This is a genomic window from Bhargavaea beijingensis, assembly GCF_900101985.1.
In the GTDB taxonomy this organism is placed as follows: domain Bacteria; phylum Bacillota; class Bacilli; order Bacillales_A; family Planococcaceae; genus Bhargavaea; species Bhargavaea beijingensis.
Genome location: NZ_FNAR01000002.1, coordinates 1 through 23,270, shown reverse-complemented (window position 1 = coordinate 23,270; position 23,270 = coordinate 1). Strand labels below are relative to the sequence as shown.

Below are 23,270 nucleotides of genomic sequence, written 5' to 3'. Positions count from 1 at the left end.
ATCTACATGAAGCATACCTCCCGGTTACCCTTTTTATACCGGTACAGCATGCCTCTTGCCCATAATCTGGTCTTTCTTCCGTTTCCCCTGCCCCTAATAAGGTAAACCCACAATGCCAAATTTATGATAAAAGTCTCTCGGAACCTTCCATATTTTTGATAACTCGCAGCAATAATCTGCATTCTTCTAAAAAACTGATTGTTCCTGTGGTGCAACACACCGTATAATAATGTAGGCTGTGTAGTCACAGCGGACTACAAAGGGGGTATACTGATGTTCCAAAACGCTTGGTCCCGGATGTGGGATTGGCACGATGAAGCCAAACAGCTTTTTACATTTTTTATCCGACCAAACAAAGTGATGATGAACGCCGAAGGCTCGGGGACGCCATTCGGCTACACGGAGAAAGACCCGGAAAACAATCGGAGGGATCGCAGTTATACGACTGCCCAATTGGCCGGCCTCATTGCCGGCCCGCTCCTCTTTTTTCTGATCCTGTTATTCTTTAAACCGGAAGGACTGTCCCCCGAGGCGCGCGCCATCCTTGCGGGAACCGTCTGGATGGCCGCCTGGTGGATCACCGAGGCGGTGCCGATTCCGGTCACGTCCCTGCTGCCGCTCGTCCTTTTCCCTCTTGCCGGAGGGCTGGATGTGAAGGCAACTGCATCTGCCTACGGGGACGAGAATATCTTCCTCTTCATGGGAGGCTTCATGATTGCGCTAGCGATGGAAAAGTGGAACCTCCACCGGCGCATCGCGCTCACGATCATTTCGGCGATCGGCACGAACATCAACAGGATTGTCCTCGGCTTCATGGTCGCCACCGGATTCCTGTCGATGTGGATCTCCAATACGGCGACGGCAATGATGATGGTGCCGATCGGCCTTGCCATTACTTATCAGGTCGCCGATGCGCTTAAAAACAACCCTTCTGCGGACACTTCGCGGGAAAACTTCGGCTTCGGCAAGGCGCTCATGCTTGGAATCGCCTACTCCGCCTCTGTCGGAGGGATTGCGACACTGATCGGTACACCGCCAAACACGGCGCTCGCCGCGGCCATGGAAAAAATGTACGGCATCGAGATTTCCTTTGGACAGTGGATGCTTTTCGGAACTCCATTCGCCTGGCTGTTCATCCTGATTATCTGGCTGTACCTCGTGAAAATCGCTTTCCCGCAAAAGATCAAAGAGTTGCCCGGCGGGCGTGAGATGATCCATGCCGAGAAAGAAAAACTAGGCAGTGCCTCCACGGAGGAAAAACTGGTGTTCACCGTTTTTGTCCTAGCGGCGCTTTCCTGGATCACGCGTTCGTTCTTCCTGCAGAACTTCCTGCCGGGCATCAGTGACGGCGTCATTGCGATGCTCTTCGCAATTGTCCTGTTTGCCATCCCTGCTGTGAATGTAAAGGGCGATCGCCTGCTTGACTGGGAGACGGCCGTCAAACTGCCTTGGGGCATTCTGCTCCTGTTCGGCGGCGGCCTCGCGATAGCGGCCGGCTTCGTCGGATCGGGGCTTTCCGAATGGATCGGCGGCCAGCTGACGGCACTTGATGCCGTTCCGCTCATCGTCGTGATCATCGTCGTCACGGCACTCGTCATCTTCCTGACCGAGATTACGTCCAACACAGCAACAGCCGCAATGATGTACCCGATCATGGGTGCGCTTGCCGTTGCGCTCGACGTCCACCCGTTCGCACTGATGGTCGCAGCCGGTGTAGCCGCTTCCTGCGCGTTCATGCTGCCGGTCGCGACGCCGCCGAATGCGGTTGTCTTCGGTTCCGGTTATCTCAGGATTCCGGACATGGCAAAGGCCGGATTTGCCCTCAATATCTTGGGGATCATCCTCGTGCCGCTGTTTATCTGGTTCTTGCTGCCGGTCGTGTTCGGCATCGACCTGAACATGCTGCCGGAATTCCTGAAATAAGAAATGAAATAAGCCATGCATCCTGATCGGATGCATGGCTCTTGTTATGGAATCATAGCGTATCATGCGTGTGCCGCGAGACGTTTTCTTGCGGCGACGGCAAAAGCCAGGTAAATGACCGGCATAATCGCGGTAAACAGGATGAGTAGCGGCCAGCCGCCCGCCGTCCAGAGCGGTGACAGGAGCGTGCTCCCCGCGGCGACGCCTAGATAATAGGAAACGAGATAAAGACTCGAGGCACTGCCTTTGTGATGCGCCGCATCGCGGCCGACGGTGGCCGCCGTAAGCGAATGGGCCGTAAAGAAGCCGAGGCAGATGACGCACAATCCGACGACGATCAGCGTGACACTGTCCGCAAGAGTGATCAGGATTCCGGTCGACAGGATGAGCACCCCTGCCATCCGGACAGGCCGGATGCCGAGCCTGTCCGAAAGCCAGCCGGCCAGTGGAGAACCGATCACGCCGATGCCGTAGGCAAAGTATGTATAGGAAATCGCTTCAAGCGACAGGCCGAACGGATCCGCCTGCAGATGAAACGGCAGGAACGTCCAGACACCAGTGAAACTCAGCTGAAGGACGATTCCGAGACCAAATGAGATGACAAGGAGCGGGTTTTTCAGATGAAACAGGAATGCCTCCATGTCCTGCCTGACCGTTCCGTCCGCCGACTCGAACCGCTTTGATTTCGGCAGGAGGAAAATGACCGCTGCAGCGATCAGCGCCCCCGCAATGCCCAGACCGTAAAACGCGGACTGCCATGAATAATGTTCGGTCATATACCCCGTCATCACCCGCCCCACCATCCCACCTAGCGCGTTAGTCGCGATATAAAGGGAGGTTGCGAAGCTGACGCTTCTCCTGTCCACTTCCTCATTGATATAAGCAATTGCAGCGGCGGGAACCCCCGCGAGCGTGAAGCCCTGCAAGAACCGGAGAAGGAGGATCAGCCAGAAGGTTTCGGTCAGCGGCATGATGAAAAATGGGATCACTGAGAGCGCGACCGACCATTTGATGTAAAGCGTGCGCCCGTGGCGGTCGGACAAAAAGCTGATGACCAGCAGGCCGAGGATCAGCCCGAGCGTCGTTAGAGAAACGGACAAACTGGACGAGGAAACCGACACGCCGAACTCCTCCGTAAACAGCGGCAGGAGCGGCTGCGTCGTGTACATCGCCGCAAATACGAACAGCGAGGCAAACCCGAGCGCGCCGATGATCCTCCAGAATGCGGCGTCTCTCATCGTATAGGGGGACCGATTCATCCTGTTCTCCATTTACAACACTTCCCATCCACTGATTCTTCCATTATAGCAAAGAGCCGGAAGGACGGAAAAAGCAGAAGCGGGTATGATAGAGAAAACCGGGAGAAAGGGAGGGGCCGCATGAAACGATTGGCGGCGGTGAGTTTGCTTCTATTGGTGATGGCCGGCTGCTCAAAAGGAGCCGAAGAAACGGTTCAGCCTGTGCAAGAATGGACTGAACCGGAACAGGAGAGTCTGGACGGACTGCAGGTAGAAATCACGGAAGTCGCGGCGGGGCTTCGTTCCCCCTGGTCGATCGACCGGCACGGCGAAACATTTTATATCTCAGAACGGGGCGGGAGCATTGCGGAAGTTGAAACGGACGGCACAGTCAGAAGGCTGGATGCCAAGCTTTCCGCTCCGCTGTCCGGCGCGGCAGAGGCGGGCCTCATGGGCTTTGTGCTAAAACCCGGATTCGATGAAAACCGCGAGGCCTATGCGTATTACACTTACGAGGGGGCGTCGGGGCCGGTGAACCGGATTGTCACGCTCAGGCGCGGTGATGCCGGATGGCACGAGACGGATATCCATCTGGACATGGTCATGTCAGGCGCGGTGCACCATGGCGGCAGGCTCGCCCTGTCCCCGGACGGCACTCTTTTCGCGACGGTCGGTGACCGCCTCGATCCCGGAACCGCACAGGATCCGGAGTCGCTGAACGGCAAAATCCTCAGGATGAATGAGGACGGTGAATTTGAAGTGTACACGATCGGACACCGGAATCCCCAGGGACTGGCATGGGACAAGGATGGTGTGATGTATGCGACCGAGCACGGCCAGTCGGCCAATGATGAACTGAACCGTATTGAACAAGGGCGGAACTACGGCTGGCCGGTGATCCAGGGGCCGGAACAGCGGGAAGGCATGGAGCGGCCGATTGCGACATCCGGAGATGACGAAACCTGGGCACCGTCCGGGCTGGCCTATCTTGGAGGAAGGCTTTACGCGGGTGCGCTCCGGGGCGAAGCGGTCCTCGTGTTCGGCCCGGCGACCGGCAGCCTTCTCAGGCGGATCGAAGGTTATGGCCGGGTGCGGGATGTGTTCTCAAACGGCGATGCGGTTTATTTCATTACCAACAATACGGACGGGCGCGGAACTCCCCGGGAAGGGGACGACCGCCTCATGGAAATCAAACACCCGGGCAGCGACTGAAGCTCCGTACCCGGGCATGGTTTCGTTATTCAGATCGGAGCGTGACCGAGACGATCTCCGGCGTATTCAGGAGGCGGAGCGGAATCTGGCTGTTGCCGAGCCCCCGGCTGATGACAAGCTGCGTGCTGTCCGATTCGTGAACGCCTGAAGTCAGCTCCGGAAACCATCCCTGTCCGGGCGAGTTTAGCCCGCCGACAAACGGGATGCGGACCTGGCCGCCGTGCGCATGTCCCGTGAAAACAAGCGGAATATCCAGTTCGGTATATGTCCCGAACTGCTCCGGGCGATGGGCAAGCAGGATAGTGAACATCCTTTCCGGCACATTCGCGGTCGCCCGTTCGATCGCATGGCGGGTGAACGCGTCCTCCTCTTCCGTGGCGACGCCTGTAAGGGGGTCATCGATACCCGCAATCGCAATGCTGCTGTTTCCCGAGCCAACCACCATCGCCTCGTTCCGGAGCACGCGGACCCCCGCATTCGAAAGGGCAGATGTGATTGCATCCACTTCATTGGACGCGACTTCATGATTGCCGGTCACGTAGAACACTTCCGCCATTCCGGTAAGCGCGGGAATCATCGCCATGCTGCGGTCCAGGTCGTACCGGTTGCTGTCGATGAAATCGCCTGTCAGAAAGATATAGTCCGGATTTTCCCGGCGGACGGCCTCGATCAGGTCCGCCTGCTCTCCGCCGAATTCCGCGTCATGGACATCCGAAACTTGGACGATTTTCAGGCCGTCGAACGATTCGGGAATCCGGGAATCCGTCACGGTATAGTCGGTCACCGACAGCCGGCCGTTATCATAGACGGCGTATGCGGCTGCCGCAGCAATCAGCAGCAGAAACAGGAGAAATTTCTTCATAACAGTCTTCCTTTCTCCCTTGGAAATCGGGAGTTTCAAAGTGTTCCCATTGTACCGCATGGAAACTGATGACGGAAACGAAATCCGGTTATCGGAATTGTACGATGACGATCGCCTGAACATGACGGACGCCCTGTACAGGCAGTCGGTTGCGTTCGCGGCCGAAGCAAAGACTGCCCCCGCACGCCTGTGCGGGGGCAGTCCATTCAATCTTATGTTTTCGCTGTGCCGGTTTTGGCGGCCCGCTTCTGGTTGGCGGGCGAAAGTGCTTTTTCAATCCAGCTCATTACAATGTCCGCGACAACAGCCATGAGGGCAGTCGGGACGGCGCCGGCAAGTATGATGGCCGCTCCGTCAGTCACGTTCGTGCCCCGGATGATGATCGATCCGAGGCCGCCGCCTCCGATAAAGGCGCCGATCGTCGCAACACCGATCGCGATGATAAGCGCTGTGCGGAGGCCCGCCATGATGACCGAGAGAGACAGCGGCAGTTCCACCATGAACAGCCGCTGGGCTCCCGTCATCCCCATGGCGCGCCCTGCCTCCAGAATCGAACTGTCGACGCTCCGGATACCGGTGTAGGTGTTACGGATGATCGGCAGAAGCGAGTAAAGGAACAAACTCATCACGACCGTGTTGGCGCCAAGCCCCATCGCGAGCATGAGAACTGCAAGCATGGCAAGCGCCGGGATGGTCTGGATCAAGTTGGCCGCCGTGAGCACCCAGCCGCTCAGCTTGCCGTAGCGGGCAATCAGGATGCCCGCCGGGATGCCGACAATGGCAGCAAACAGCACGCCGTAGGCCGACATGAGGAAATGGCGGAAGAATTGTTCCATGACATAGGATCCGTTCAGCTGATAGTAAGTCCACAGTTCCTGGATGGTCTCCATTCCATCACTCCCCCTTGTCCCTGAAATAATTGTGTTCTTCGAGAAACTCTTTTGCAACGATGGCCGGCTCTTTTTTATTGACGTCAGCCTCGTAGTTCATCAGCATCATCGTTTCCGCATCGATTTTGCCGGCCACCCGACGAAGCAGTTCATCCAGCTCCGGGTGTTTCTCAATCACATCTTTGCGTGTGACGGGCGACGTTTCGTAAGGCGGGAAAAAGCGCTGATCGTCTTCGAGCGTCTTCAGGTTGAATGCTTTTAGCCGGCCGTCAGTGCTGTAGGCAAGAACAACGTCCATCTTGCCGCTTTGGACCGCCTGGTAGACGAGTCCGATCGACATCGGGAGCGCCTCGCCGAATTCGAAACCATAAGCTTCAACGAAGCCCGGGTACCCGTCTCCTTGGCGGTTCAACCAGTTATTGTCGACACCGAGCGTCAGGCTGTCTGCGACTTTTTCCAGGTCGGAGACCGTCTCCAGCCCTTCCTGTTCGGCAAGTGCCTCCGTCACGGTGAACGCATAGGTGTTCTGGAAGCCGTACGAGTCATACCAGATCTGATCAAAGCGTTCGTCAAACTCCTTTTGGACAAACGCCATCGCTTTGTCAGGATCCTTCATCGGCTCCACATCAAGAATCGACGCCATGTCTGTCCCTGTGTAGCGTGCCGCGGTGATGTCCACCTGGCCGTCAGTGAGCGCCTGATGCTGGATAATCGAAGTGCCAAGGTTCTCGACCATTTCGACTTTCAGATTGGTTTCCTCTTCGATCAGGTGGCGGAGCATATGCCCGAGCACCTGTGTCTCGGTATTGGTCAGTGTCGATATGCGAATCGTGCCGTCCGCGCCGCTCCCGAGACCGGGAAGCGAGCAGCTTGCGAGTAGGACGGAAAGCATGACAATCAGACCGGACTTGAACAAACGGTTCTTCATCACGCTTCCCCCCTTTCCAGACGGATGCCGATCGGCGTAGCGGCTTTCTCCAGCTTTCCGAGCAGCAAGTCGAGCAAAATCGCAAGGAGCGTGACCGGCACTGCCCCGCCGATGATCAGATCCGGACGGAACAGGTTCAGCCCGTCAAAAATAAAGTCACCCAGACCGCCGCCGCCGATAAAGGAAGCCAGGGTCGCCCAGCCGATCAGGTAAACCGCGGACATCCGGATTCCTGCCATAATGACCGGCACGGCAAGCGGAAGCTCGACTCGTGTCGTCCGCTGGAAAGTGGTCATGCCCATGCCCCGGGAAGCCTCCAGCAGAGTCGGGTCCACATTTTTCACGCCGATATATGTATTCCGGAGAATCGGCAGCATCGAGTACAGAAACAGCGCAACGATTGCCGGAACTTTCCCGATGCCGAGGAGCGGGATGAAGAAAGCGAGGATGGCAAGGCTCGGAAACGTCTGGACGATTCCCGCAATCCCCATGACGAGTCCGGCGATTTTCGGCAGACGGACAAGCAGGATGCCAAGGGGAACGGCAACAATCACGCCAAGCGCCAATGCCGCAAACGAGATGTACAGATGCTCCCAGGTCTTCTCGGCTAGAAGTGCCCCGTATTCGGAAAAGAAAGTTCTGATGCTGTCCATCAGGCTCCCTCCCCGTCAGCCATCCCGGAGGATTCATCTTCCGTGTCTCCCCAGACAGAGTCATACAGGACATCAACGAGGCTTGTCCGGGTCAGGATGCCGGCCAGATGCTTCCGGTCATCCACGACCGGCACGTATTTCAGGCCGCGGACCAGAATGTTCCGTGTCGCGTCGCGGAGAAGCGTATCGGCACGGACCGTCGGGACATCCGTCTCCATGATATCCGCGACTGCCGCATCCCAGTTTTTATGGCGCTCGATCGTTTCAACCGTCACCCAGCCGCGAAACACGCCTGCCCCGTCTGTGACCAGCAGGGAATCGACCCGGCGCTTACGCATAAGCTTGACAGCCTGGGAAAGGGTTTCGCCCATGCCGACCGATACTGGATTCGGGTTCATGATCTGGCCGACTGTCTGGAGCTGCTGCCTGGCCTGGGCAAGACGCTCTTTTCCGATAAAGTCTTCAACGAATTCATCGGCCGGGTTCCGGAGAATCTCATCGGGCGAACCGACCTGGACAATCTTTCCTGCCCGCATAATCACAATCTTATCCGCCAGTTTCAGTGCTTCGTCCATGTCATGAGTAACAAAGATGATTGTTTTTCCGAGGGACTGCTGAAGGTTCTTGAATTCAGCCTGGAGGGAATCACGGGTGATGGGATCGAGGGCACCGAACGGCTCGTCCATGAGAATGAGCGGCGGGTCTGAGGCGAGCGCCCGCAGCACACCGATCCGCTGTTGCTGGCCGCCGCTCAGTTCATGTGGATAACGGTCGAGGAATTCTTTTGGCATGTTGACGAGTTCCAACAGCTCTTCCGCACGCCTGTTCCGCTCTTCGGCAGATATGCCTTTGAGTCTCGGGACTAGCGCGATGTTGTCACGGATGGTCATGTGAGGAAACAGTCCGATCTGCTGGATTACATACCCGATCGACCGGCGCAGTTCGACGACATTCTTATCGAGCAGGTTCTCTCCGTTCAGGAGGATCTTTCCTTCTGAGGGCCGGACAAGCCGGTTGATCATCTTCATGGTCGTTGTCTTGCCGCAGCCGCTCGGCCCGATCAGACAGACAAATTCTCCTTCCTCAATTTCCAGTTGCAGGTGGTCAACGGCCCGCTTGCCGCCTGGATAAACTTTAGAAACATTATCAAAAACAAGCATTCCAAAACCTCCGCCTTTTTGTATTTGTGAACAACACAAAGGCTCACCATTTAGGTGAACCTTATTATTATAACATATCGTTATTTCCTTACTTCTGATATTTCTGACAAGTTCGAGGGAGAGCGCTGAACCCAAGGATTCCTATTCGATCTTCCATCAGTTCCACCTCATCAGGTGAGAGTTCGGTGATGAATTCGTGACGCCCATACGGCTTTACATCCATGACATTCTGCACGTAGGGATCGCTTGTGACCATAACGAGTTTTCCGTCTCCGGTTTCTCCCTCGATGGTGAACCTGTGGCTTTTGTACATCGCATAGGGAATGATTTCATAGGCATCTTCAAGCTCCTTGGTGGAGACTTCCCGGATATAGCGGTCCGCTCGTCCTTCCTGCTCACGGAATCCTTCGCTCACCATGGAGGGATCATCAGTCATCAAGTAATAAATGCGCTGATAAGATGCAAGTTCATAGTCCTGTCCTTGCCATCTGGCAAACCTGCCCTTTCTTAATTTCATTTCATTCCCACCCTTCCCCATTTTCTTTTTCTTCCAGTATAAAGATATTAGAAAATTCATTCAACTACTTTTAGTCATATTTTATGATTTTTCCCGTATTTTCTCGTTTTTTCACCAATGGACTTTAGACCTATTTTGGTAAAAAAAATACCGGGGAGGCATGGCCCCCCCGGTTTGATTTATGCTTGCTTAGCGATCGCCATTGGAAAATTTGTCTTTGACGTCACCGATTTTGTCTTGGACATCACCTTTGGCTTTGTCGAATTTGCCCTCAGCCTGCATGGAAGTATCATTTGTGGCGTTGCCCCATTGATCTTTCGCTTCGCCTTTCACCTTGTTGACAGCGCCTTTCATCTTATCCGAGAAACCATTGTCTTTATCCGCCATTTTGCATTCCTCCTTGAAAATTGAGTCACTTAACCTTATAGACGATCGCGGTCATTGCGATTGCGCAACTCGAGATCTTCATCATCGTTGATGTCGAAATCCGCCGCCGATTCTTTGAATGCGCGGGTTTCACCGCCTGCACGGCCCATTTCCTCATGCACATCACCGGATTTGTCGATGTCCACTTCTTCACGGCGCACCGTTTCGCTGACAGTCTCCGTATCTTGGACTTCACGTTTGCCGACGACAATTTCTTCGCTCACGACAGGGCGCTTCGTTACTTCGACTCGCTCTTCAGTCACTGGGATGCGGATGCTGTCATCGTCCTCGAACATTTCGCCTGTGGCCGATTCGCCATCCACTTTGCGGCGTTCGACGTACACTTCCTCACGTGTGACCGGGACTTCCACTGTCTGTTCGTCTGTGACAACATGTTTGTCGATGTCCACTTCGCCTGTCTGAACGCGCTCTTTGTCGACATTCAGTTTTTCTTCGTGAAGCCGCAGTCGTGCTTCATCATCGTCATGCAGATGGTCGTGACGGTCATGTTCGTGAGTGTGGAGATGGTCGCTTTCCGTGTAGCGACCGGAACCGACTGTTTCGCCGCGGCCCTCGCCGAGCGGAGGTGCATCCACTGTCATGCCGTCCTGGCCGATCACGCCGGAGTCATAGTGGCCGACATTCGTGCTGTTCAGCGTATCACCGCCGGCATGGCCGTAGGTTTCATCAGCAAACAGCAGGATGCCGCCATCGCGTGCATCGTTGTAATACTGGTTCGCCTCTTCTTCCGTGAAGCCCATGTCGTTGAAAGCGCCGCGGTTTGCTTCGTCGCCGCCAAGGAAGTCCATGAAGCGGTCGAGCCATCCCCGGTCATCATCCGTGCCGCGTGCGTCGACATCCATCCGGCCACGCAGCGTATTCAGATTGTCCGAGTTGTTCGTTACGACGTACAGGCTTGACTCGTCATAGCCTTCCGCCTTCAGTTGCTCAATCTTGTTCATCACTTCTTCTTCTGTGCGATACGTACCGATATACTTTCTGTTTACCATACTGAATCCCTCCATCTTTTCATTGTTGATGTTGAGGTGCGACTACTTGGTGTTTACCCGGGTGACAGAGTCTGAAACTATTACAAAAATGAAAGACACTATCTCCGCGAACCATGCTGCTCCTGGTTTGAAGCATTGCCCGCATGGAAATAATAGAGGTAGGAAAACCTCCGGGACCCCATGAAAAATACGGCAAGTACCGGTTAATAAAGGAAAGAGGTGCTGTAGATGGAAAAACGTCAAGAAAAGAAAAAAGTAGAAGAAACCTGGGGAATGGAAGAGGAACTGGACCTGACTCCCGAGAACAAGGATAATCCTGAAAACATGAAAGGACTGGAAGGCGAGAGCATCTATGACATGCATGAAGATATGCAGACCGTCGACGCCATTCCGGTAGAGGACCGGAAACAGGAAGAGATCGAGGAAAACCATAACCGGATGACCAAACACGATTCCTCGACTACCCAGAAGTTCCCCGGTGCCGACTATCAGCAAAATGAAGAGACACTGGAAGACGAAAACTGATCATTACAAAAGCCCCCGGACGGCCTGCTTGGCTCAGGGGGCTTTTGTGTATCGGGAGACTTCCCGCCTTCATTCAATTTTCATCAGATCCCATGGTGTAATGATGCCGAGAAGCTTTTCCTCCCGCCCGCCATTTTCCGTAATGAGCAGCGCATCCAGCCGGCGCCCTTTCACGACCGCCTCCGAAAACATCTCCTCGGCTGCATAAATGGACAGATTTGCGGAGATGAATTCGTAGGAGCGGCCGGTTTGGATATGTCTGAGAATGTCGGAAAGAGTCGTCATTTCCCGGGAAATGACGTCATCACTCACCGTTTCGGCCAAGTATTCCATCAGGCCCGAAGGAGAGATCAGGCCTCGGAATTCTCCGCGGTCATAGACCGGTATCTGAAAGTCCCTCTTCTTGCCTGCCGTGCGGAGTGCATGCGCGAGGGAATCGGCCGGACTGAAAATGTGTACCCGCCTGCGGAACTGTTCCCCCGCAACAGGCGGCGCGGTCAGCGTGCGGTCAATCTGCTCAATCTTCTCCACCACCTCATCATGCGGCTCCGCGATGGCATATTCAACGGCGGTCCGGTGGTGGACAATCGCATTGCGCAAATCACCATATTCCCGCAGATCATCCTCGAAATGGCGTATAATAGCGTTTTTCTTTTTTGCAAAGTCGATTAACTTGAAAAAAGAGACATAAGTGCTGGAGCCGGTCATTTTCTCAAGTGCCTTTTCAATCCGGTTAAAGGCGACCAGGAACCGTTCGGAATTTCGGGTAGCCATCTTCCTCTCCCTCTTAAACTTTCGCTTTTGAGGCATTCTTCCGGGCCAGAAGAATGCCTGACAAAACCAACAGTATCGTCAATCCTGCTGTGACACCCAGGGATCCTGCCAGATCGCCGGAATCCGGGCTGCCCGTCAGGAACGCCAGGCCGTAAGCCTGCAGCTTCCACGGGGACCATGTCCAATACGCCCCGACGATTCCGTCAATCATCAATCCGATAAACAGGATGCCGAGCGCAGCCCCTGCGGCACCGCCCGTCGGAAGTGCAGCGCTCGCCGTCATTGTGAGCGTGACGGCAAATGCGATCCATACCGACATGACAAGGAGAAACAGGACAACATCCGGGAATCCGGGCACCGGATCATACAGCTGCACAATATAGGTAGCCGCCATGCCGTATCCGAGCCAGACGGACAATACCGCGAGCCCTACGGCCGCCGTCCATTTCGACAGGTAATAAGCCGCGTAGGAGATCGGCCGTACGTACAATAGTGTACCGGTTCCGCTTTTCCGCTCACCGGACAATGACCCCATAAACGCCAGCACGAGGACGAGCAGCCCGACTGTCTGGTACTGTCCGGTGAGCGAAGCGTAAACGTCTGCCCCCGACATCTCGGGCAGCGTGAACGCCGCCCCTTCCGGCAGATTGCCCACGCTCTCCAGGATCTGGGGAAGGAAATGGTAGGTGAGCGGCTCGAGCGCACCAAAAAAGATGAAGACGAGCGGCACCCACACGAGCTTGAAGCTTCTCGCCTGCTCACGCCATTCTTTGCCGAGAAAAAGGCTGAACTGTCTCACGGCTTTTCCACCACCTTCATGAAGATGTCCTCTAGCCTTATTGAAGCCCTGCCGATGTCGGTGATGCCCTGAGAATGTTCCGCGGCAAAGCGGAGCAGTTCTTCCATCGAGACCGATTCGCCGGAGATTGTGACGGCCTGGCCATCGGCGTTTGCGTCCCATGGCGCCGCTCCGGCGAACCGCTCTGCCGCTTTCCTGTCAGCGAATAGGACCCGGTATCCCGACCCGCCATACTTTTTCCTGACTTCGTGGAGCGGCCCCTGTTCGATCATCTGGCCGTTACGCAAAAACAGCAGCTGGTCGGTCATTTCTTCCGCGTCATTCAGGATATGGGTCGAGTATAGGATGGTCGTGGATTCACCGAGTTCCTTCAGCATTTCCATCACTTCCCGCCGGCCTGCCGGGTCAAGCGCGGACACCGGTTCATCCAGAAGAAGGAGTGCCGGCCGGTGGACGATCGCCTGGGCAAGGCCAAGCCGTTGCTTCATCCCGCCCGAAAAACCGCCGAGCCGCTTTTTCCCGGCACTTCCAAGACCGACAAATCCAAGCGTCTTCTCGCATGCTGTTCGCACTTCACGGCTCCCGAGGCCGCTCAGCCCGGCTGCCAACTCCATGTACTCCATGGCCGTCATCCATGGAAAGAAATTCGGGTATTGGGGAAGGAATCCGATGGTACTGCGCGGATCATTCCCCGCCCCGTTGAAGCGGATCGTACCTGACGATTGCCGGAGCAGTCCGGCCAGCATGGAGAGCGTTGTCGTCTTGCCGGATCCATTCGGCCCGATCAGAGCCGTCGCGGTATGTTCCTCGAGTGCGAACGTCAGCCCGTCGACCGCACGGAATCCGTCATACTGCTTGGTGAGCCCCGATACTTCCAGAACCGGGTTCACGAGTGACGCCTCCCGACGGTAAAGTAAAGCACCGGACCGATGGTATTAATGAAAATAATGATGAATACCCACAGAATGGCCGGGCCGTTTGTCGAGCGTTTTCTGTTCAGGTCAATCAGTGCAGCCGTCATGAGAATCAGTTGGATGGCAATCAGCGGCCAGACCAATCCCCATGGAATCTCTGAAAGCTGTTCCGTAAAGGACATAAACATCCCTCCATGATCATTATGGTACTTCTACGTTCCGGGAGGGGCCGGAGTTCCATATCCGGGAAACTATTTTCGTCTCTTGATCGGCCTGCTGCCTCCCCACTCCCTCCATTCCCTGCCGCCATGCTATACTATCGGTTGGAATGGAGGAACCACAGAAATGCCAAAATGGATGTATCCCGTGATGATCGCAGTAGGTTCGTCCTGCTACGGCATCCTGTCAACTATTATCAAGCTTGCCATGAACGCAGGCTTCACAGCATCCGAAGCGGTCACCGCCCAATACATGACGGGCTTTTTCCTGGCACTATTGCTTTTTGCTGCCGTCAACCGCAGGCTGCCGAACCTGAAAGGGGCATCGGCATTGATTCCGGCGGGCGTATTCACGGCGGCGACCGGCATCGTCTATGGAAAGTCGCTGGTCTATTTGCCCGCATCCCTTGCTGTCGTCCTGCTGTTCCAGTTTACCTGGATCGGGATGCTGATCGACTGCATCGCCAGGAGGCGTCTGCCGAACCGGGCGGAAGTCGTCTCCCTGGTTCTTCTGTTTGCCGGGACCATACTTGCCGCAGGCCTGATCGGCACCGACCTGACCGGCATTCCATGGCAGGGCTGGGCATGGGGAATGGCCGCCGCACTCACCTTCTCGCTATTTGTTTTCTCGAACCGCAAAGCGGTCGAGGGTATGGACATGCTCACCCGGCTGCTCGTCACATCATTTGTCGCTGTCATCGTGATTTCGATTTTCCAATCTCCCGAGATCCTATGGAACGGAAGTTTATCTGACGGCCTCTGGGTATACGGGCTGCTGCTCGGCGTATTTGGAATCGTCCTGCCGGTAACCCTGTTCGGTCTTGCCGTTCCGCATGTCGGTTCCGGCCTTTCTTCGATTTTGAGCTCGGCTGAGCTGCCCGTCGCAGTCACCGTGTCCGTGCTGCTCCTGCATGAACCTTTTTCCGGCATTCAGCTTGCAGGAATCATCATCATCATCTTCGGGATGGTCCTGCCCACCCTTTTCGAGCACAAAAGGGCGGCAAAGTCACCTGTCACGGAATAGCCGTAATCGTCTCTTAATTGTCATATCTGAAGGCTGATCATATGGTTAGATGGAATTAGTACAAACGGAAAGAAGGTCATCTGCATGAAAACAGTTAAATTTACTTTTCTGTCCGCCTTGCTGGTCCTCCTGCTCGGCGCTTGCGGCATAGGCGAAGAGAAGTCAACAGGTGCGGAAACGAGCGGCGGCCAAGAAGACAGCCACGCAGAGCATGGCGACATGGAATCGGATAAAGGCGTGCATCCGCTCGAGGTCGACCTGCAGCTTCCCGAAACGTCCGGCTCCGGCGAAGAAGTCACCATCCGATCAATCGTCACGATGGGTGATGAAATTATCGAAGACGCGGATGAAGTCAAGTACGAAATCGTGAATGAGGCCGGAGAAAGCGAGATGATTCTCGCGGAATTCGATGGAGAAGAGTCGTACACGATCAAGAAGACATTCGATGCGCCGGGCACCTACAAGGTGACGCCGCATACGACCGCACGTGGCCAGCATACGATGCCGACCAAGGAAATCACAGTCGAATAAGACGAAAAAGCCCCGCGGCATGGTCAGAAACGACCATGCCGCGGGGCTTTTTGATGATTAGATACCGCTGCGCTTTCCAAGCAGAAGTATGATTGATGGAATCAGAAGCGGACGGATGACGAACGTATCCAGCAGGATCCCCAGCGCCATCATGATACCGAACAGCTTCAGCTCATAAATCGGCATTGTCGCGAGCACGAGGAACGTCGCGGCAAGGATCAGGCCTGCCGAACTGATGACCCCGCCCGTCTTCTCCAGGCCGAGTTTCACAGCCTCATGCAGTTCATGTCGTGTTTTCTCCTCACGGATCCGGGCGATCAGCATGATGGAGTAATCGACGCCCAGCGCGATGAGGAAGACGAACGTGTAGAGCGGGATGCGGTAGCTGATCTCATCCAATCCGAAAATGAGCTTGAACAGGAAGAGTGAGAGCCCCAGAGCGGCCGCATACGACAACAGAAGCGTGCCGATCAGATAAAGCGGCGCGATGAATGAGCGGGTCTGGAAAGCGAGCATCAGCATGATCAGGAGTGCGACAGAGACCATGACAAGAAGCGTATCACGGTTGTTGATGTCCCTCAGGTCCGCATGAATCGCGCTCTGGCCCGCCAGATGGAATTCTGCAGCATCGATGCCGGCATCTTGCGCAATCTCTTTGCCTTGATCCCTCAGGCGGTTCGCCACATCGAGCGCCTTGCTGCTATACGGGTTATCTGCAAACGTGACGGTGACCCGAGCGGCGTGGCCGTCTTCGGACACCGGGATGCCCTGGAAGGAGGTGCCCGCTATGCCCGGCTCTTCCCCGATCCGTTCTGCAAGGGCTCCGGCTTCCTGATGGGTGATCTCCTTGTCGGACACGACAAGCACCGTGCCCGGGGCCAATTCGCCTTCACCAAAAGCGGAGCCTAGGACCTCAAACCCTTCCCGTGACGACAAGTCTTCCGGGAACGACTTGATCAGGTCAAACGATTCTTTGTAGTTCACTGTATTGATGGAGGCCAGGACCATCAGGGCCAGAACCGGCACCAGGAACGCCACCGGACGGCCCGATACCTTCTCGGCGACCCGCGCCCAGATCGTCTTCTTATCATGCGCCTGTTCTCCGTAGGACGGGATTTTAGGCCAGAACGCACGGCGGCCCGCGATGGCGAACAGCGCCGGGATCAGTGTCAGGCCGGCAATCAGCATGACTGCTGCCGCAATCGCGAATACCGGTGCAAAGTTCCTGTAGGACTCGTAAAGCGTAAAGAACAGCGTCAGGACGCCCAGGAAAATCGTGCTTCCGCTAAAGAAGATCGGTTCCCGAACGGCCCGGACGGCCGCATCCATCGCTCCTGCGGAATCTTCATGTGTCCGCAACTCCTCGCGGAATCGGGAGAAGACGAGCAGGGAATAGTCGGTGACGACCGCAAACAACAGAACCAGCATAATCGAATTCGACTGGCTCTCCGTGACGTACCAGCCCGCATCCGCTCCGAGGCCGACCACTCTGTCGACGACTGCGTAAACGATCGACGCACCGACCAGGGGAATAAGCGCGAGCAACGGCGAACGGTAGATGATCAGCAACAGAACGAGGATAATCGCCACAGTCGACAGGAGGAGGACTACATCCGCCCGTGAAAACAGTTCGACTGCATCGGCTGAAATGCCGGCAGGGCCGGTCCAGTAGATATCCATCCCGGCCCCGGCCTCCGCCGCGACCGTTTCCTTCATTTCGTCAAGGAGCGCCTTCAGTTCACTGCCTTCCAATCCCGGGACATTGACCGGCGCGAAAAACACCGTCCCGTCCTCGGAAAGGAACGCATCCCGCTCCCCGAGAAGTGCCTGTGCCGGGATAGAGGTCACCTGATCGAAATCGTTCTCAAGCCCCCCGATTGCTTCTGCAAAGTCGGTGATTTGCGCATCGGTCAGGCCCTCCTCATTTTCCGCGACGACAATAGCCGGTACCCCTTCCTGTTCCGAAGGGAAGTATTCGTTGATTTTCTCCGTGGCGACAATGGACATTTCGTCTGCCGGAAGTCCGGAGTTTTCATTTGGCACAAAGAAATCCCTAGCGCCCGGTGCCACTGCTGACAGCACGGCTGCTGCAACCACCCAGATGAGCAGGGTGGCCCAATACTTCCGTTTTCCTCTCATCACCGATCCTGTCCTTTGGCTGTCATGAATGTGACTGCGACGAACAGGGCAAACGCGATCAGAAGAATGGTTCCTCCGACGATATAGAAGATGAGCGAGAACGTCTCATTGATGCCGAATGGCTGCATGAACTGCATCCACATCCCTGCAGTCAGGCCGATGGCACCGATGATCCCCGTCCACCCCTGAATGGCCACGAGCTTTTCGGAACGGATCGCATAAAGCTTATAGAAGACACCCCACGCAAACAGCGACAGCCACCCGACAAGCAGGATATGGGCGTGAATCGGGCGGAACGCGTACGATCCGGAACCCGCCATGTGGGAGCCGAGCACCGTTCCGATCAGACCAAAAATAGCGGCAATGCGCATCAGGCGCAAACTCCATTTATCTTGCATATTGAATCCCTCCGTTTACTTGATGATTTCATTATAGATTCACAAGTTGAACGGAAGATGAACTCAGCGTGACAAAATGGTCAATCCGCGAGTTCCTTGGGCAGGCTGACGGTGAACCGTGCGCCTCCCGCAGGCGATTCCGCCGCCGTCAGGCTGCCGCCATGCAAGGATGCGATCTCTCCGGCAATCGCGAGCCCGAGCCCCGTGCCGCCTTGGCCGCGCGCTTTGTCAGACCGGTAAAAGCGATCAAAAATCCGATTTCTCTCCTCGGGCGGGATGCCGGGACCGGAGTCGTCCACGATGACCTCCACGGTATCCTGTGTCTCCCCGACGGAAATATGCACTTCTCCGCCCTCCGGCGTGTACTTCGCAGCATTGGACAAGAGATTTTCCCAAACCTTCCCGAGCAACTCCCGGTCACCGGCCAGGCAGGCGCTATCCGCATCCAGCGAGACGGAAATTCCTTTTTCCTCAAACGGCCAGCGCATCGTCCGGACCATCTCTTTGACCTGATCCGTGACACTGAAGCGGACCCGCTCCGGCAGTTCGGTAAACTGGTCGAGCGATGTCAGGAGCAGCAGCTGTCCGGAGAGAGTAGAGAGCCTCGAGGCTTCACTCCGGATGATTCTTGCATATTCCAGCCGGTGCTCCTCCGGCAGGCCCGGATTCATGAGAAGCGTCGCATACCCTTTCATGTTCTGAAGAGGCGACTGGAAGTCATGGGAGACGTCACTGATGAACGCCTTGCGCGCCAGGTCATTTTCCGCAAGCTTGCCCGCCATTCTGCGGAAGCTGTCGGATAACTGACCGATTTCATCGCTCCTCCGAATATCCGGAAGGTCCGTGAACCGCTCCTCCGCCACCCGGTTTGTCGCCTCTGTCAGCTCCGTGAGCGGCCGGATGAGGCGCTTGGCCGTGAACAGCACCGCAAGGAACCCGACCAGCACAAACGACACGAGCATGATCGCCGTCAGCCAGTGAAGCTCATTGAACAGGAGCCCGATATCGGGCCGGATAAAGAGCGCATGCGGCTGCCCCTCATATGTGAACGGAACCCCCACTGTATTGGCAAGGTCATTGGCAAAATAACCGGACCAGAACGTTTCCGCGGGCAAATCCCGCATGCCGTGATAAATCTCTCCCGCCAGCACCGATCCGACCGTTTCAGGAGGAAGCTGCTTGCTGTTGAACGGGCCGCCGTAGAAAGAACCGCCCTCTTCCCTGTCCGTCGCATACAAGATATAGCCGGCATCCGCCTGCGTGCTCAGAAATTGTCCGAGATCCAGATGATCGGTGTTCCCGATGAAATCAGCCATCGACTCCGCGATGGCCACATGCTTTGCGTCATTGTCTTCCTTCATATCCCGGTGGTACACCGTGTTGACGACCAGATAGGCCAGGACAAGGCCCGATACAATGACCAGGACGGACGAAAGCACAAACTTCCCGTAAAGTGACTTCATGGCCGGACCTCCAGCTTATACCCCACGCCCCTGACCGTCACGATTTCCACTTGGTCCGTAAGCCCTTCCAGACGGTCGCGGATCCGCTTGATGTGGACCGACAGTGTCCGGTCATCCCCCTCATAGTCCAGTCCCCATACTCGCTCCAGAAGCATCTCACGCTCGAACACCACATTTGGCCGTGAAGCGAGGATCGCCAGCAGCTCGAATTCTTTCAGAGGAAGCAGCAGCGTCCGGCTCCCGCAGGTCACTTCATAGCTCTGGCGGTCGATTTCAAGCGGTCCCGCCTGAATCCGGGCTTCCTCATCCTTTCTGTAGCGCCGGAGAATCGCCTCCACACGAAACAGCAGTTCTTTAGGCTCAAATGGCTTTACGACATAGTCGTCCGACCCTGCCCGAAAACCGCGTTCCTTGTCTTCCAGCGCACCCTTTGCAGTCAGGAGCAGAACCGGGATGTCCCTGAACGATTTAAGCTCCTTCGTGAGGGCAAAGCCATCCATTCCGGGCATCATGACATCGACAATGGCCAGATCCGGCTGTTCAGCGTCCAGCAGCATCAGTGCAGCGATGGCATCTGCCGCAGCAACGACTCCATATCCGGCGTCCTGAAGAGTGATCCTGACCAGTTCCCGGATTCCGGGATCGTCATCCACTACAAGTATCTTCACGCTCATCCCTTCTTTCCTGACTCCATTGTGCAACACAGCGGATTGCCGGACAAGTGGGAACGTTGCCTGCTCCTCCGGCGTTCTATGAGCGTTCATAAACGTGTATGAGCCTAATATTAGCCGGTTGCGGAACAAGAAAAACCGCTTCCTGAAAAGAGAAGCGGTTTCTGATATTAAAGCACTTTGCTCAGGAATGCTTTCGTCCGCACCTGTTGCGGATTGCCGAACAGTTCTTTCGGGACATTCTCTTCGACGATGTAACCTTCGTCGATGAACAGAACCCGATCCGCCACTTCAGCGGCAAAGCCCATCTCGTGAGTCACGACAACCATCGTCATGCCTTCTTTCGCAAGCTCTTTCATGACGCCGAGAACATCCCCGACCATTTCCGGATCGAGGGCAGAGGTCGGCTCGTCGAACAGCATCACTTTCGGGTCCATGGCAAGCGCCCTCGCAATGGCCACGCGCTGCTTCTGGCCTCCCGACAATTCACCCGGATAGGCCTTGGCCTTGGCCCCCAGGCCAACCTTCTCCAGCAGGCCGAGCGCCTTTTTCTCGGCCGGTTCCGATTTCAGTTTCCCTAGCTTGACCGGGGCGAGTATCAGATTCTCAAGCACCGTCATATGAGGAAACAGGTTAAAGTGCTGAAACACCATTCCGACCTTTTGGCGGATTTCATTAATATTATTTTTTGGATCAGTGATATCCACGCCGTCGATATAAACATGCCCGCCCGATAGTTCCTCTAGCCGATTCAGGCAACGTAGAAACGTACTTTTTCCCGAACCCGAAGACCCGATTACGCACACCACTTCAGAGGGCTCCACGGCAGTCGTGATGTCTTTGATAACTTCCAGATTCCCGAATGATTTCTTCAGATTCTTTACTTGGATCATACTCATCGGAGCACAAACCTCCTTTCCAGATAACCGGACAAGAGTGAAAGCAGATAGATGATGATGAAGTACATGACACCAAGCGCCAGATAGATGGTAAACGGATCAAACGTGGCACTGACAATCACCCGGCCGCGCTGTGTCAGATCAGCGACGCCGATTATCGACAACAGCGAAGTATCTTTCAGCGAGATGATCGCCTGGTTGGTAATCGTCGGCAACATCCGCCGAAAAGCCTGGGGCAGGATGATGAATCTCATGTTCTGTGACTGGTTCAGCCCAAGCGACCGCGCTGCTTCCGTCTGTCCTTTGTCTATGGATTGGATTCCCGCACGGATGATTTCTGCGAAATAGGCACCTGCATTGATCGCAACGGTTATAATTCCAGCCCATACGTTATCCAGGGACACCCAGGAAAACGAGTTCAGTCCAAAGTAAATAAAAAATAGCTGGACGATGAACGGTGTTCCCCGTATCGCATCCACGAAAATCTTCGCAATCCAGTTCAGGATCTTTAGCGGTGCAAGCCGCAGAAGCGCCATCACCAGGCCGATCAGAAACCCAAGGACAATCGCAATGACAAAAATATAAAGTGTCATTTTCAAGCCTTCCCACAGCATGGGAAGAGACTCAATGATCGTTTCCATTCACTCACTCTCCCGTCGCTGCAAATCTCTGATGATCAAATGGAAAAGGCGCGCCTCAGCGCGCCGATTGCCTGACCGGCTTATTCCGAGATATACGTGTTCAGGATCTCGTCATACTTGCCGCTGTCTTTCAGCTCTTGAAGCCCCGTATTGATCATGTCGAGAAGATCCGCATGTTCTCCCTTCAGGACAGCGATTCCATAATGGTCACCGTTCAGACGGTCACCTACAATCTTCAGGTCTAGATTGCTTTCCGCAATGGCATATACAATCACAGGATAATCCTCGATCAGGACATCCGCATTGCCGTTGGAAACTTCTTGGAACATCGATGGGCTGTCTTCGAGCACCGTGATTTCATATTCATATTTATCCTTATTGTCCTGGGCGAACTGGGCACCCGTCGTGCCTGACTTTACAACAACCGTCTTGCCTTTGAGATCTTCAAGCGTCTTGATTTCATTGTTGCCTTTCTGAGAGACAAGCGTCAGCCCCGCTTCAAAATACGGTTCGGAGAAATCAACGATCTTCTTTCGCTCGTCAGTGATACTCATCCCTGCGATCGCCACATCCAACTGGCCTGCCTGGAGAGCCGGAATGATTCCGCCGAAATCCATTGGTTCAAGCTTCACTTCAAACCCCTGGTTTTCCGCGATGGCCCGGATCAGGTCTACATCAATCCCCTTGTAATTCCCGCTGCTGTCTTCAAATTCAAATGGCGGATAGGTCGTATCAATCCCGACTGTGTATGTCTGTCCGCCACTGTCTTCCCCTGTGCTGCCTTCTTTTTCTGAAGCTCCCCCGTCATCGGTTCCGCAGGCTGCGATAAACAGAACCAGCACCGCCAGTGTCAGCAGAAATTTGAACCCCTTCACTCAAAATCCCCCTGTCTTTAGAATCATCCATCTCTACAATACCATAATAGCAGGTTCCTTAGAATGATAATTCAATAATTTCAGTTAACTATTTTAGGCATACTCATCTGTGATTTTGGGCTGAATCATGCGGGTGTCCAAAAAGCTCTAAACACCCCTTTTTAACACTCAGGGCCATGGATATCTATTCCGTCCGACCGCTTCTCCATACCTGTTACCTTTGCATCTTTCAACCCGGGTAAATACATGATAAAATCCAATTGCACGCCACTCCATTCTCTGCTTGTTTCTAGACAACTCAAGTATAAGAGAATTGGAAGTTGGCGTGTATTTTTATTTGAGTCGGTCCAATCGACCACCCCAACAAATATTGTAGAGCCCAAATATTTTAGAGCCGAAGTTTCTAGGTGCGCTCCATTTTTCCGCACAAAAAAACCGCCTCCATCAGGAGACGGCTTTGTGCCCAGCGACGTCCTACTCTTGCAGGGGGAAGCCCCCGACTACCATCGGCGCTGAAGAGCTTAACTTCCGTGTTCGGGATGGGAACGGGTGTGACCTCTTCGCCTTCATCACTGGACCT

General features: G+C 55.0%; 25 protein-coding genes and 1 rRNA gene. 5 read left to right on the top strand and 21 right to left on the bottom strand.

The features are described 5' to 3' along the window. The first annotated feature begins 273 nt into the window (after nucleotides 1–273). Entirely contained in the window at nucleotides 274–1,923 is a 1,650-nt protein-coding gene (locus BLT01_RS01925) for an SLC13 family permease (protein WP_092094003.1), read from the top strand. 62 nt (nucleotides 1,924–1,985) lie between these two features. On the opposite strand, the gene BLT01_RS01920 is transcribed toward BLT01_RS01925, so the two are convergent. Continuing rightward, nucleotides 1,986–3,194, bottom strand: a complete 1,209-nt coding sequence (locus BLT01_RS01920; RefSeq protein WP_092094001.1) for an MFS transporter — start codon at nucleotides 3,192–3,194, stop codon at nucleotides 1,986–1,988. Between the two features lie 108 nt (nucleotides 3,195–3,302). On the opposite strand from BLT01_RS01920, the gene BLT01_RS01915 reads away from it, so the two are divergent. Beyond that, the gene (locus BLT01_RS01915; RefSeq protein WP_092093998.1) at nucleotides 3,303–4,373 is read left to right on the top strand and encodes a PQQ-dependent sugar dehydrogenase; all 1,071 of its coding nucleotides are present in this window, start codon (nucleotides 3,303–3,305) and stop codon (nucleotides 4,371–4,373) included. Nucleotides 4,374–4,398: 25 nt separating this feature from the next. Here the strand turns inward: BLT01_RS01915 and BLT01_RS01910 are convergent, their stop codons facing one another. The 8 genes from BLT01_RS01910 to BLT01_RS01875 all read right to left on the bottom strand — a co-directional run bounded on the left by BLT01_RS01910 (nucleotide 4,399) and on the right by BLT01_RS01875 (nucleotide 10,819). Beyond that, nucleotides 4,399–5,235 carry a metallophosphoesterase gene (locus BLT01_RS01910; RefSeq protein ID WP_092093995.1) on the bottom strand — a complete coding sequence of 279 codons (837 nt, stop codon included), beginning with the start codon at nucleotides 5,233–5,235 and terminating at the stop codon, nucleotides 4,399–4,401. Nucleotides 5,236–5,447: 212 nt separating this feature from the next. Beyond that, nucleotides 5,448–6,125: an ABC transporter permease gene (locus tag BLT01_RS01905; protein WP_092093992.1), complete on the bottom strand. Its 678-nt coding sequence runs from the start codon at nucleotides 6,123–6,125 to the stop codon at nucleotides 5,448–5,450. Between the two features lie 4 nt (nucleotides 6,126–6,129). Then, nucleotides 6,130–7,053, bottom strand: a complete 924-nt coding sequence (locus BLT01_RS01900; protein WP_092093990.1) for an osmoprotectant ABC transporter substrate-binding protein — start codon at nucleotides 7,051–7,053, stop codon at nucleotides 6,130–6,132. Then, nucleotides 7,053–7,706: an ABC transporter permease gene (locus tag BLT01_RS01895; protein ID WP_092093988.1), complete on the bottom strand. Its 654-nt coding sequence runs from the start codon at nucleotides 7,704–7,706 to the stop codon at nucleotides 7,053–7,055. Before BLT01_RS01895 ends, BLT01_RS01900 begins: the two co-directional genes overlap by 1 nt. After that, complete coding sequence (locus BLT01_RS01890; protein ID WP_092093986.1) at nucleotides 7,706–8,866, bottom strand: betaine/proline/choline family ABC transporter ATP-binding protein; 1,161 nt, start codon at nucleotides 8,864–8,866, stop codon at nucleotides 7,706–7,708. Before BLT01_RS01890 ends, BLT01_RS01895 begins: the two co-directional genes overlap by 1 nt. 88 nt (nucleotides 8,867–8,954) lie before the next feature. Then, nucleotides 8,955–9,383, bottom strand: a complete 429-nt coding sequence (locus tag BLT01_RS01885; protein WP_125903425.1) for a hypothetical protein — start codon at nucleotides 9,381–9,383, stop codon at nucleotides 8,955–8,957. 189 nt (nucleotides 9,384–9,572) lie between these two features. Then, on the bottom strand, nucleotides 9,573–9,770 hold the full coding sequence (locus BLT01_RS01880) for a CsbD family protein (protein WP_092093982.1): 198 nt from the start codon (nucleotides 9,768–9,770) through the stop codon (nucleotides 9,573–9,575). A gap of 35 nt (nucleotides 9,771–9,805) precedes the next feature. After that, on the bottom strand, nucleotides 9,806–10,819 hold the full coding sequence (locus BLT01_RS01875) for a YsnF/AvaK domain-containing protein (RefSeq protein WP_245696844.1): 1,014 nt from the start codon (nucleotides 10,817–10,819) through the stop codon (nucleotides 9,806–9,808). A gap of 228 nt (nucleotides 10,820–11,047) precedes the next feature. On the opposite strand from BLT01_RS01875, the gene BLT01_RS01870 reads away from it, so the two are divergent. Then, on the top strand, nucleotides 11,048–11,344 hold the full coding sequence (locus tag BLT01_RS01870) for a hypothetical protein (protein WP_245696843.1): 297 nt from the start codon (nucleotides 11,048–11,050) through the stop codon (nucleotides 11,342–11,344). A gap of 69 nt (nucleotides 11,345–11,413) precedes the next feature. Here the strand turns inward: BLT01_RS01870 and BLT01_RS01865 are convergent, their stop codons facing one another. The 4 genes from BLT01_RS01865 to BLT01_RS01850 are packed head-to-tail and all read right to left on the bottom strand — an operon-like array spanning nucleotide 11,414 to nucleotide 14,013. After that, on the bottom strand, nucleotides 11,414–12,118 hold the full coding sequence (locus BLT01_RS01865; RefSeq protein WP_092093978.1) for a CBS domain-containing protein: 705 nt from the start codon (nucleotides 12,116–12,118) through the stop codon (nucleotides 11,414–11,416). 13 nt (nucleotides 12,119–12,131) lie between these two features. Then, entirely contained in the window at nucleotides 12,132–12,917 is a 786-nt protein-coding gene (locus BLT01_RS01860; RefSeq protein ID WP_092093975.1) for an ABC transporter permease, read from the bottom strand. Then, nucleotides 12,914–13,807: an ABC transporter ATP-binding protein gene (locus BLT01_RS01855; RefSeq protein WP_092093972.1), complete on the bottom strand. Its 894-nt coding sequence runs from the start codon at nucleotides 13,805–13,807 to the stop codon at nucleotides 12,914–12,916. Before BLT01_RS01855 ends, BLT01_RS01860 begins: the two co-directional genes overlap by 4 nt. After that, nucleotides 13,804–14,013 (bottom strand): PLD nuclease N-terminal domain-containing protein, encoded by a 210-nt coding sequence (locus BLT01_RS01850; protein WP_092093969.1) that lies wholly within the window; start codon nucleotides 14,011–14,013, stop codon nucleotides 13,804–13,806. Before BLT01_RS01850 ends, BLT01_RS01855 begins: the two co-directional genes overlap by 4 nt. A gap of 163 nt (nucleotides 14,014–14,176) precedes the next feature. Between BLT01_RS01850 and BLT01_RS01845 the strand changes: the two genes are divergently transcribed. Both BLT01_RS01845 and BLT01_RS01840 read left to right on the top strand, forming a co-directional pair. Continuing rightward, nucleotides 14,177–15,073, top strand: coding sequence for an EamA family transporter (locus tag BLT01_RS01845; protein ID WP_092093967.1), 897 nt, complete (start codon nucleotides 14,177–14,179; stop codon nucleotides 15,071–15,073). Nucleotides 15,074–15,157: 84 nt separating this feature from the next. Continuing rightward, nucleotides 15,158–15,604: a FixH family protein gene (locus BLT01_RS01840; RefSeq protein WP_092093965.1), complete on the top strand. Its 447-nt coding sequence runs from the start codon at nucleotides 15,158–15,160 to the stop codon at nucleotides 15,602–15,604. A 57-nt stretch (nucleotides 15,605–15,661) separates the two neighbouring features. On the opposite strand, the gene BLT01_RS01835 is transcribed toward BLT01_RS01840, so the two are convergent. The 8 genes from BLT01_RS01835 to rrf all read right to left on the bottom strand — a co-directional run bounded on the left by BLT01_RS01835 (nucleotide 15,662) and on the right by rrf (nucleotide 23,267). Further along, nucleotides 15,662–17,743: an MMPL family transporter gene (locus BLT01_RS01835; RefSeq protein ID WP_092093962.1), complete on the bottom strand. Its 2,082-nt coding sequence runs from the start codon at nucleotides 17,741–17,743 to the stop codon at nucleotides 15,662–15,664. After that, complete coding sequence (locus BLT01_RS01830; protein WP_092093960.1) at nucleotides 17,743–18,141, bottom strand: hypothetical protein; 399 nt, start codon at nucleotides 18,139–18,141, stop codon at nucleotides 17,743–17,745. Before BLT01_RS01830 ends, BLT01_RS01835 begins: the two co-directional genes overlap by 1 nt. A gap of 80 nt (nucleotides 18,142–18,221) precedes the next feature. Next, a complete protein-coding gene (locus BLT01_RS01825; protein WP_092093957.1) occupies nucleotides 18,222–19,604 on the bottom strand; it encodes a HAMP domain-containing sensor histidine kinase in 1,383 nt (460 codons plus the stop codon). Continuing rightward, on the bottom strand, nucleotides 19,601–20,272 hold the full coding sequence (locus BLT01_RS01820) for a response regulator transcription factor (protein ID WP_092093954.1): 672 nt from the start codon (nucleotides 20,270–20,272) through the stop codon (nucleotides 19,601–19,603). Before BLT01_RS01820 ends, BLT01_RS01825 begins: the two co-directional genes overlap by 4 nt. Nucleotides 20,273–20,445: 173 nt before the next feature. Further along, nucleotides 20,446–21,174: an amino acid ABC transporter ATP-binding protein gene (locus BLT01_RS01815; protein WP_092093952.1), complete on the bottom strand. Its 729-nt coding sequence runs from the start codon at nucleotides 21,172–21,174 to the stop codon at nucleotides 20,446–20,448. Then, nucleotides 21,171–21,815, bottom strand: coding sequence for an amino acid ABC transporter permease (locus BLT01_RS01810; protein WP_092093949.1), 645 nt, complete (start codon nucleotides 21,813–21,815; stop codon nucleotides 21,171–21,173). The genes BLT01_RS01815 and BLT01_RS01810 overlap by 4 nt, the downstream gene beginning before the upstream one ends. Before the next feature lie 80 nt (nucleotides 21,816–21,895). Continuing rightward, a complete protein-coding gene (locus tag BLT01_RS01805) occupies nucleotides 21,896–22,690 on the bottom strand; it encodes a transporter substrate-binding domain-containing protein (RefSeq protein ID WP_092093946.1) in 795 nt (264 codons plus the stop codon). Nucleotides 22,691–23,151: 461 nt separating this feature from the next. After that, a 5S ribosomal RNA gene (rrf, locus tag BLT01_RS01800) occupies nucleotides 23,152–23,267 on the bottom strand. Between the last annotated feature and the right edge of the window lie 3 nt (nucleotides 23,268–23,270).

Coding starts and splice junctions, on each gene's coding strand:
- BLT01_RS01925 (WP_092094003.1), top strand. CDS start 274: ATGTTCCAAAACGCTTGGTCCCGGATGTGGGATTGGCACGATGAAGCC.
- BLT01_RS01920 (WP_092094001.1), bottom strand. CDS start 3,194: ATGGAGAACAGGATGAATCGGTCCCCCTATACGATGAGAGACGCCGCA.
- BLT01_RS01915 (WP_092093998.1), top strand. CDS start 3,303: ATGAAACGATTGGCGGCGGTGAGTTTGCTTCTATTGGTGATGGCCGGC.
- BLT01_RS01910 (WP_092093995.1), bottom strand. CDS start 5,235: ATGAAGAAATTTCTCCTGTTTCTGCTGCTGATTGCTGCGGCAGCCGCA.
- BLT01_RS01905 (WP_092093992.1), bottom strand. CDS start 6,125: ATGGAGACCATCCAGGAACTGTGGACTTACTATCAGCTGAACGGATCC.
- BLT01_RS01900 (WP_092093990.1), bottom strand. CDS start 7,053: ATGAAGAACCGTTTGTTCAAGTCCGGTCTGATTGTCATGCTTTCCGTC.
- BLT01_RS01895 (WP_092093988.1), bottom strand. CDS start 7,706: ATGGACAGCATCAGAACTTTCTTTTCCGAATACGGGGCACTTCTAGCC.
- BLT01_RS01890 (WP_092093986.1), bottom strand. CDS start 8,866: ATGCTTGTTTTTGATAATGTTTCTAAAGTTTATCCAGGCGGCAAGCGG.
- BLT01_RS01885 (WP_125903425.1), bottom strand. CDS start 9,383: ATGAAATTAAGAAAGGGCAGGTTTGCCAGATGGCAAGGACAGGACTAT.
- BLT01_RS01880 (WP_092093982.1), bottom strand. CDS start 9,770: ATGGCGGATAAAGACAATGGTTTCTCGGATAAGATGAAAGGCGCTGTC.
- BLT01_RS01875 (WP_245696844.1), bottom strand. CDS start 10,819: ATGGTAAACAGAAAGTATATCGGTACGTATCGCACAGAAGAAGAAGTG.
- BLT01_RS01870 (WP_245696843.1), top strand. CDS start 11,048: ATGGAAAAACGTCAAGAAAAGAAAAAAGTAGAAGAAACCTGGGGAATG.
- BLT01_RS01865 (WP_092093978.1), bottom strand. CDS start 12,118: ATGGCTACCCGAAATTCCGAACGGTTCCTGGTCGCCTTTAACCGGATT.
- BLT01_RS01850 (WP_092093969.1), bottom strand. CDS start 14,013: ATGTCCTTTACGGAACAGCTTTCAGAGATTCCATGGGGATTGGTCTGG.
- BLT01_RS01845 (WP_092093967.1), top strand. CDS start 14,177: ATGCCAAAATGGATGTATCCCGTGATGATCGCAGTAGGTTCGTCCTGC.
- BLT01_RS01840 (WP_092093965.1), top strand. CDS start 15,158: ATGAAAACAGTTAAATTTACTTTTCTGTCCGCCTTGCTGGTCCTCCTG.
- BLT01_RS01835 (WP_092093962.1), bottom strand. CDS start 17,743: ATGAGAGGAAAACGGAAGTATTGGGCCACCCTGCTCATCTGGGTGGTT.
- BLT01_RS01830 (WP_092093960.1), bottom strand. CDS start 18,141: ATGCAAGATAAATGGAGTTTGCGCCTGATGCGCATTGCCGCTATTTTT.
- BLT01_RS01825 (WP_092093957.1), bottom strand. CDS start 19,604: ATGAAGTCACTTTACGGGAAGTTTGTGCTTTCGTCCGTCCTGGTCATT.
- BLT01_RS01815 (WP_092093952.1), bottom strand. CDS start 21,174: ATGAGTATGATCCAAGTAAAGAATCTGAAGAAATCATTCGGGAATCTG.
- BLT01_RS01810 (WP_092093949.1), bottom strand. CDS start 21,815: ATGGAAACGATCATTGAGTCTCTTCCCATGCTGTGGGAAGGCTTGAAA.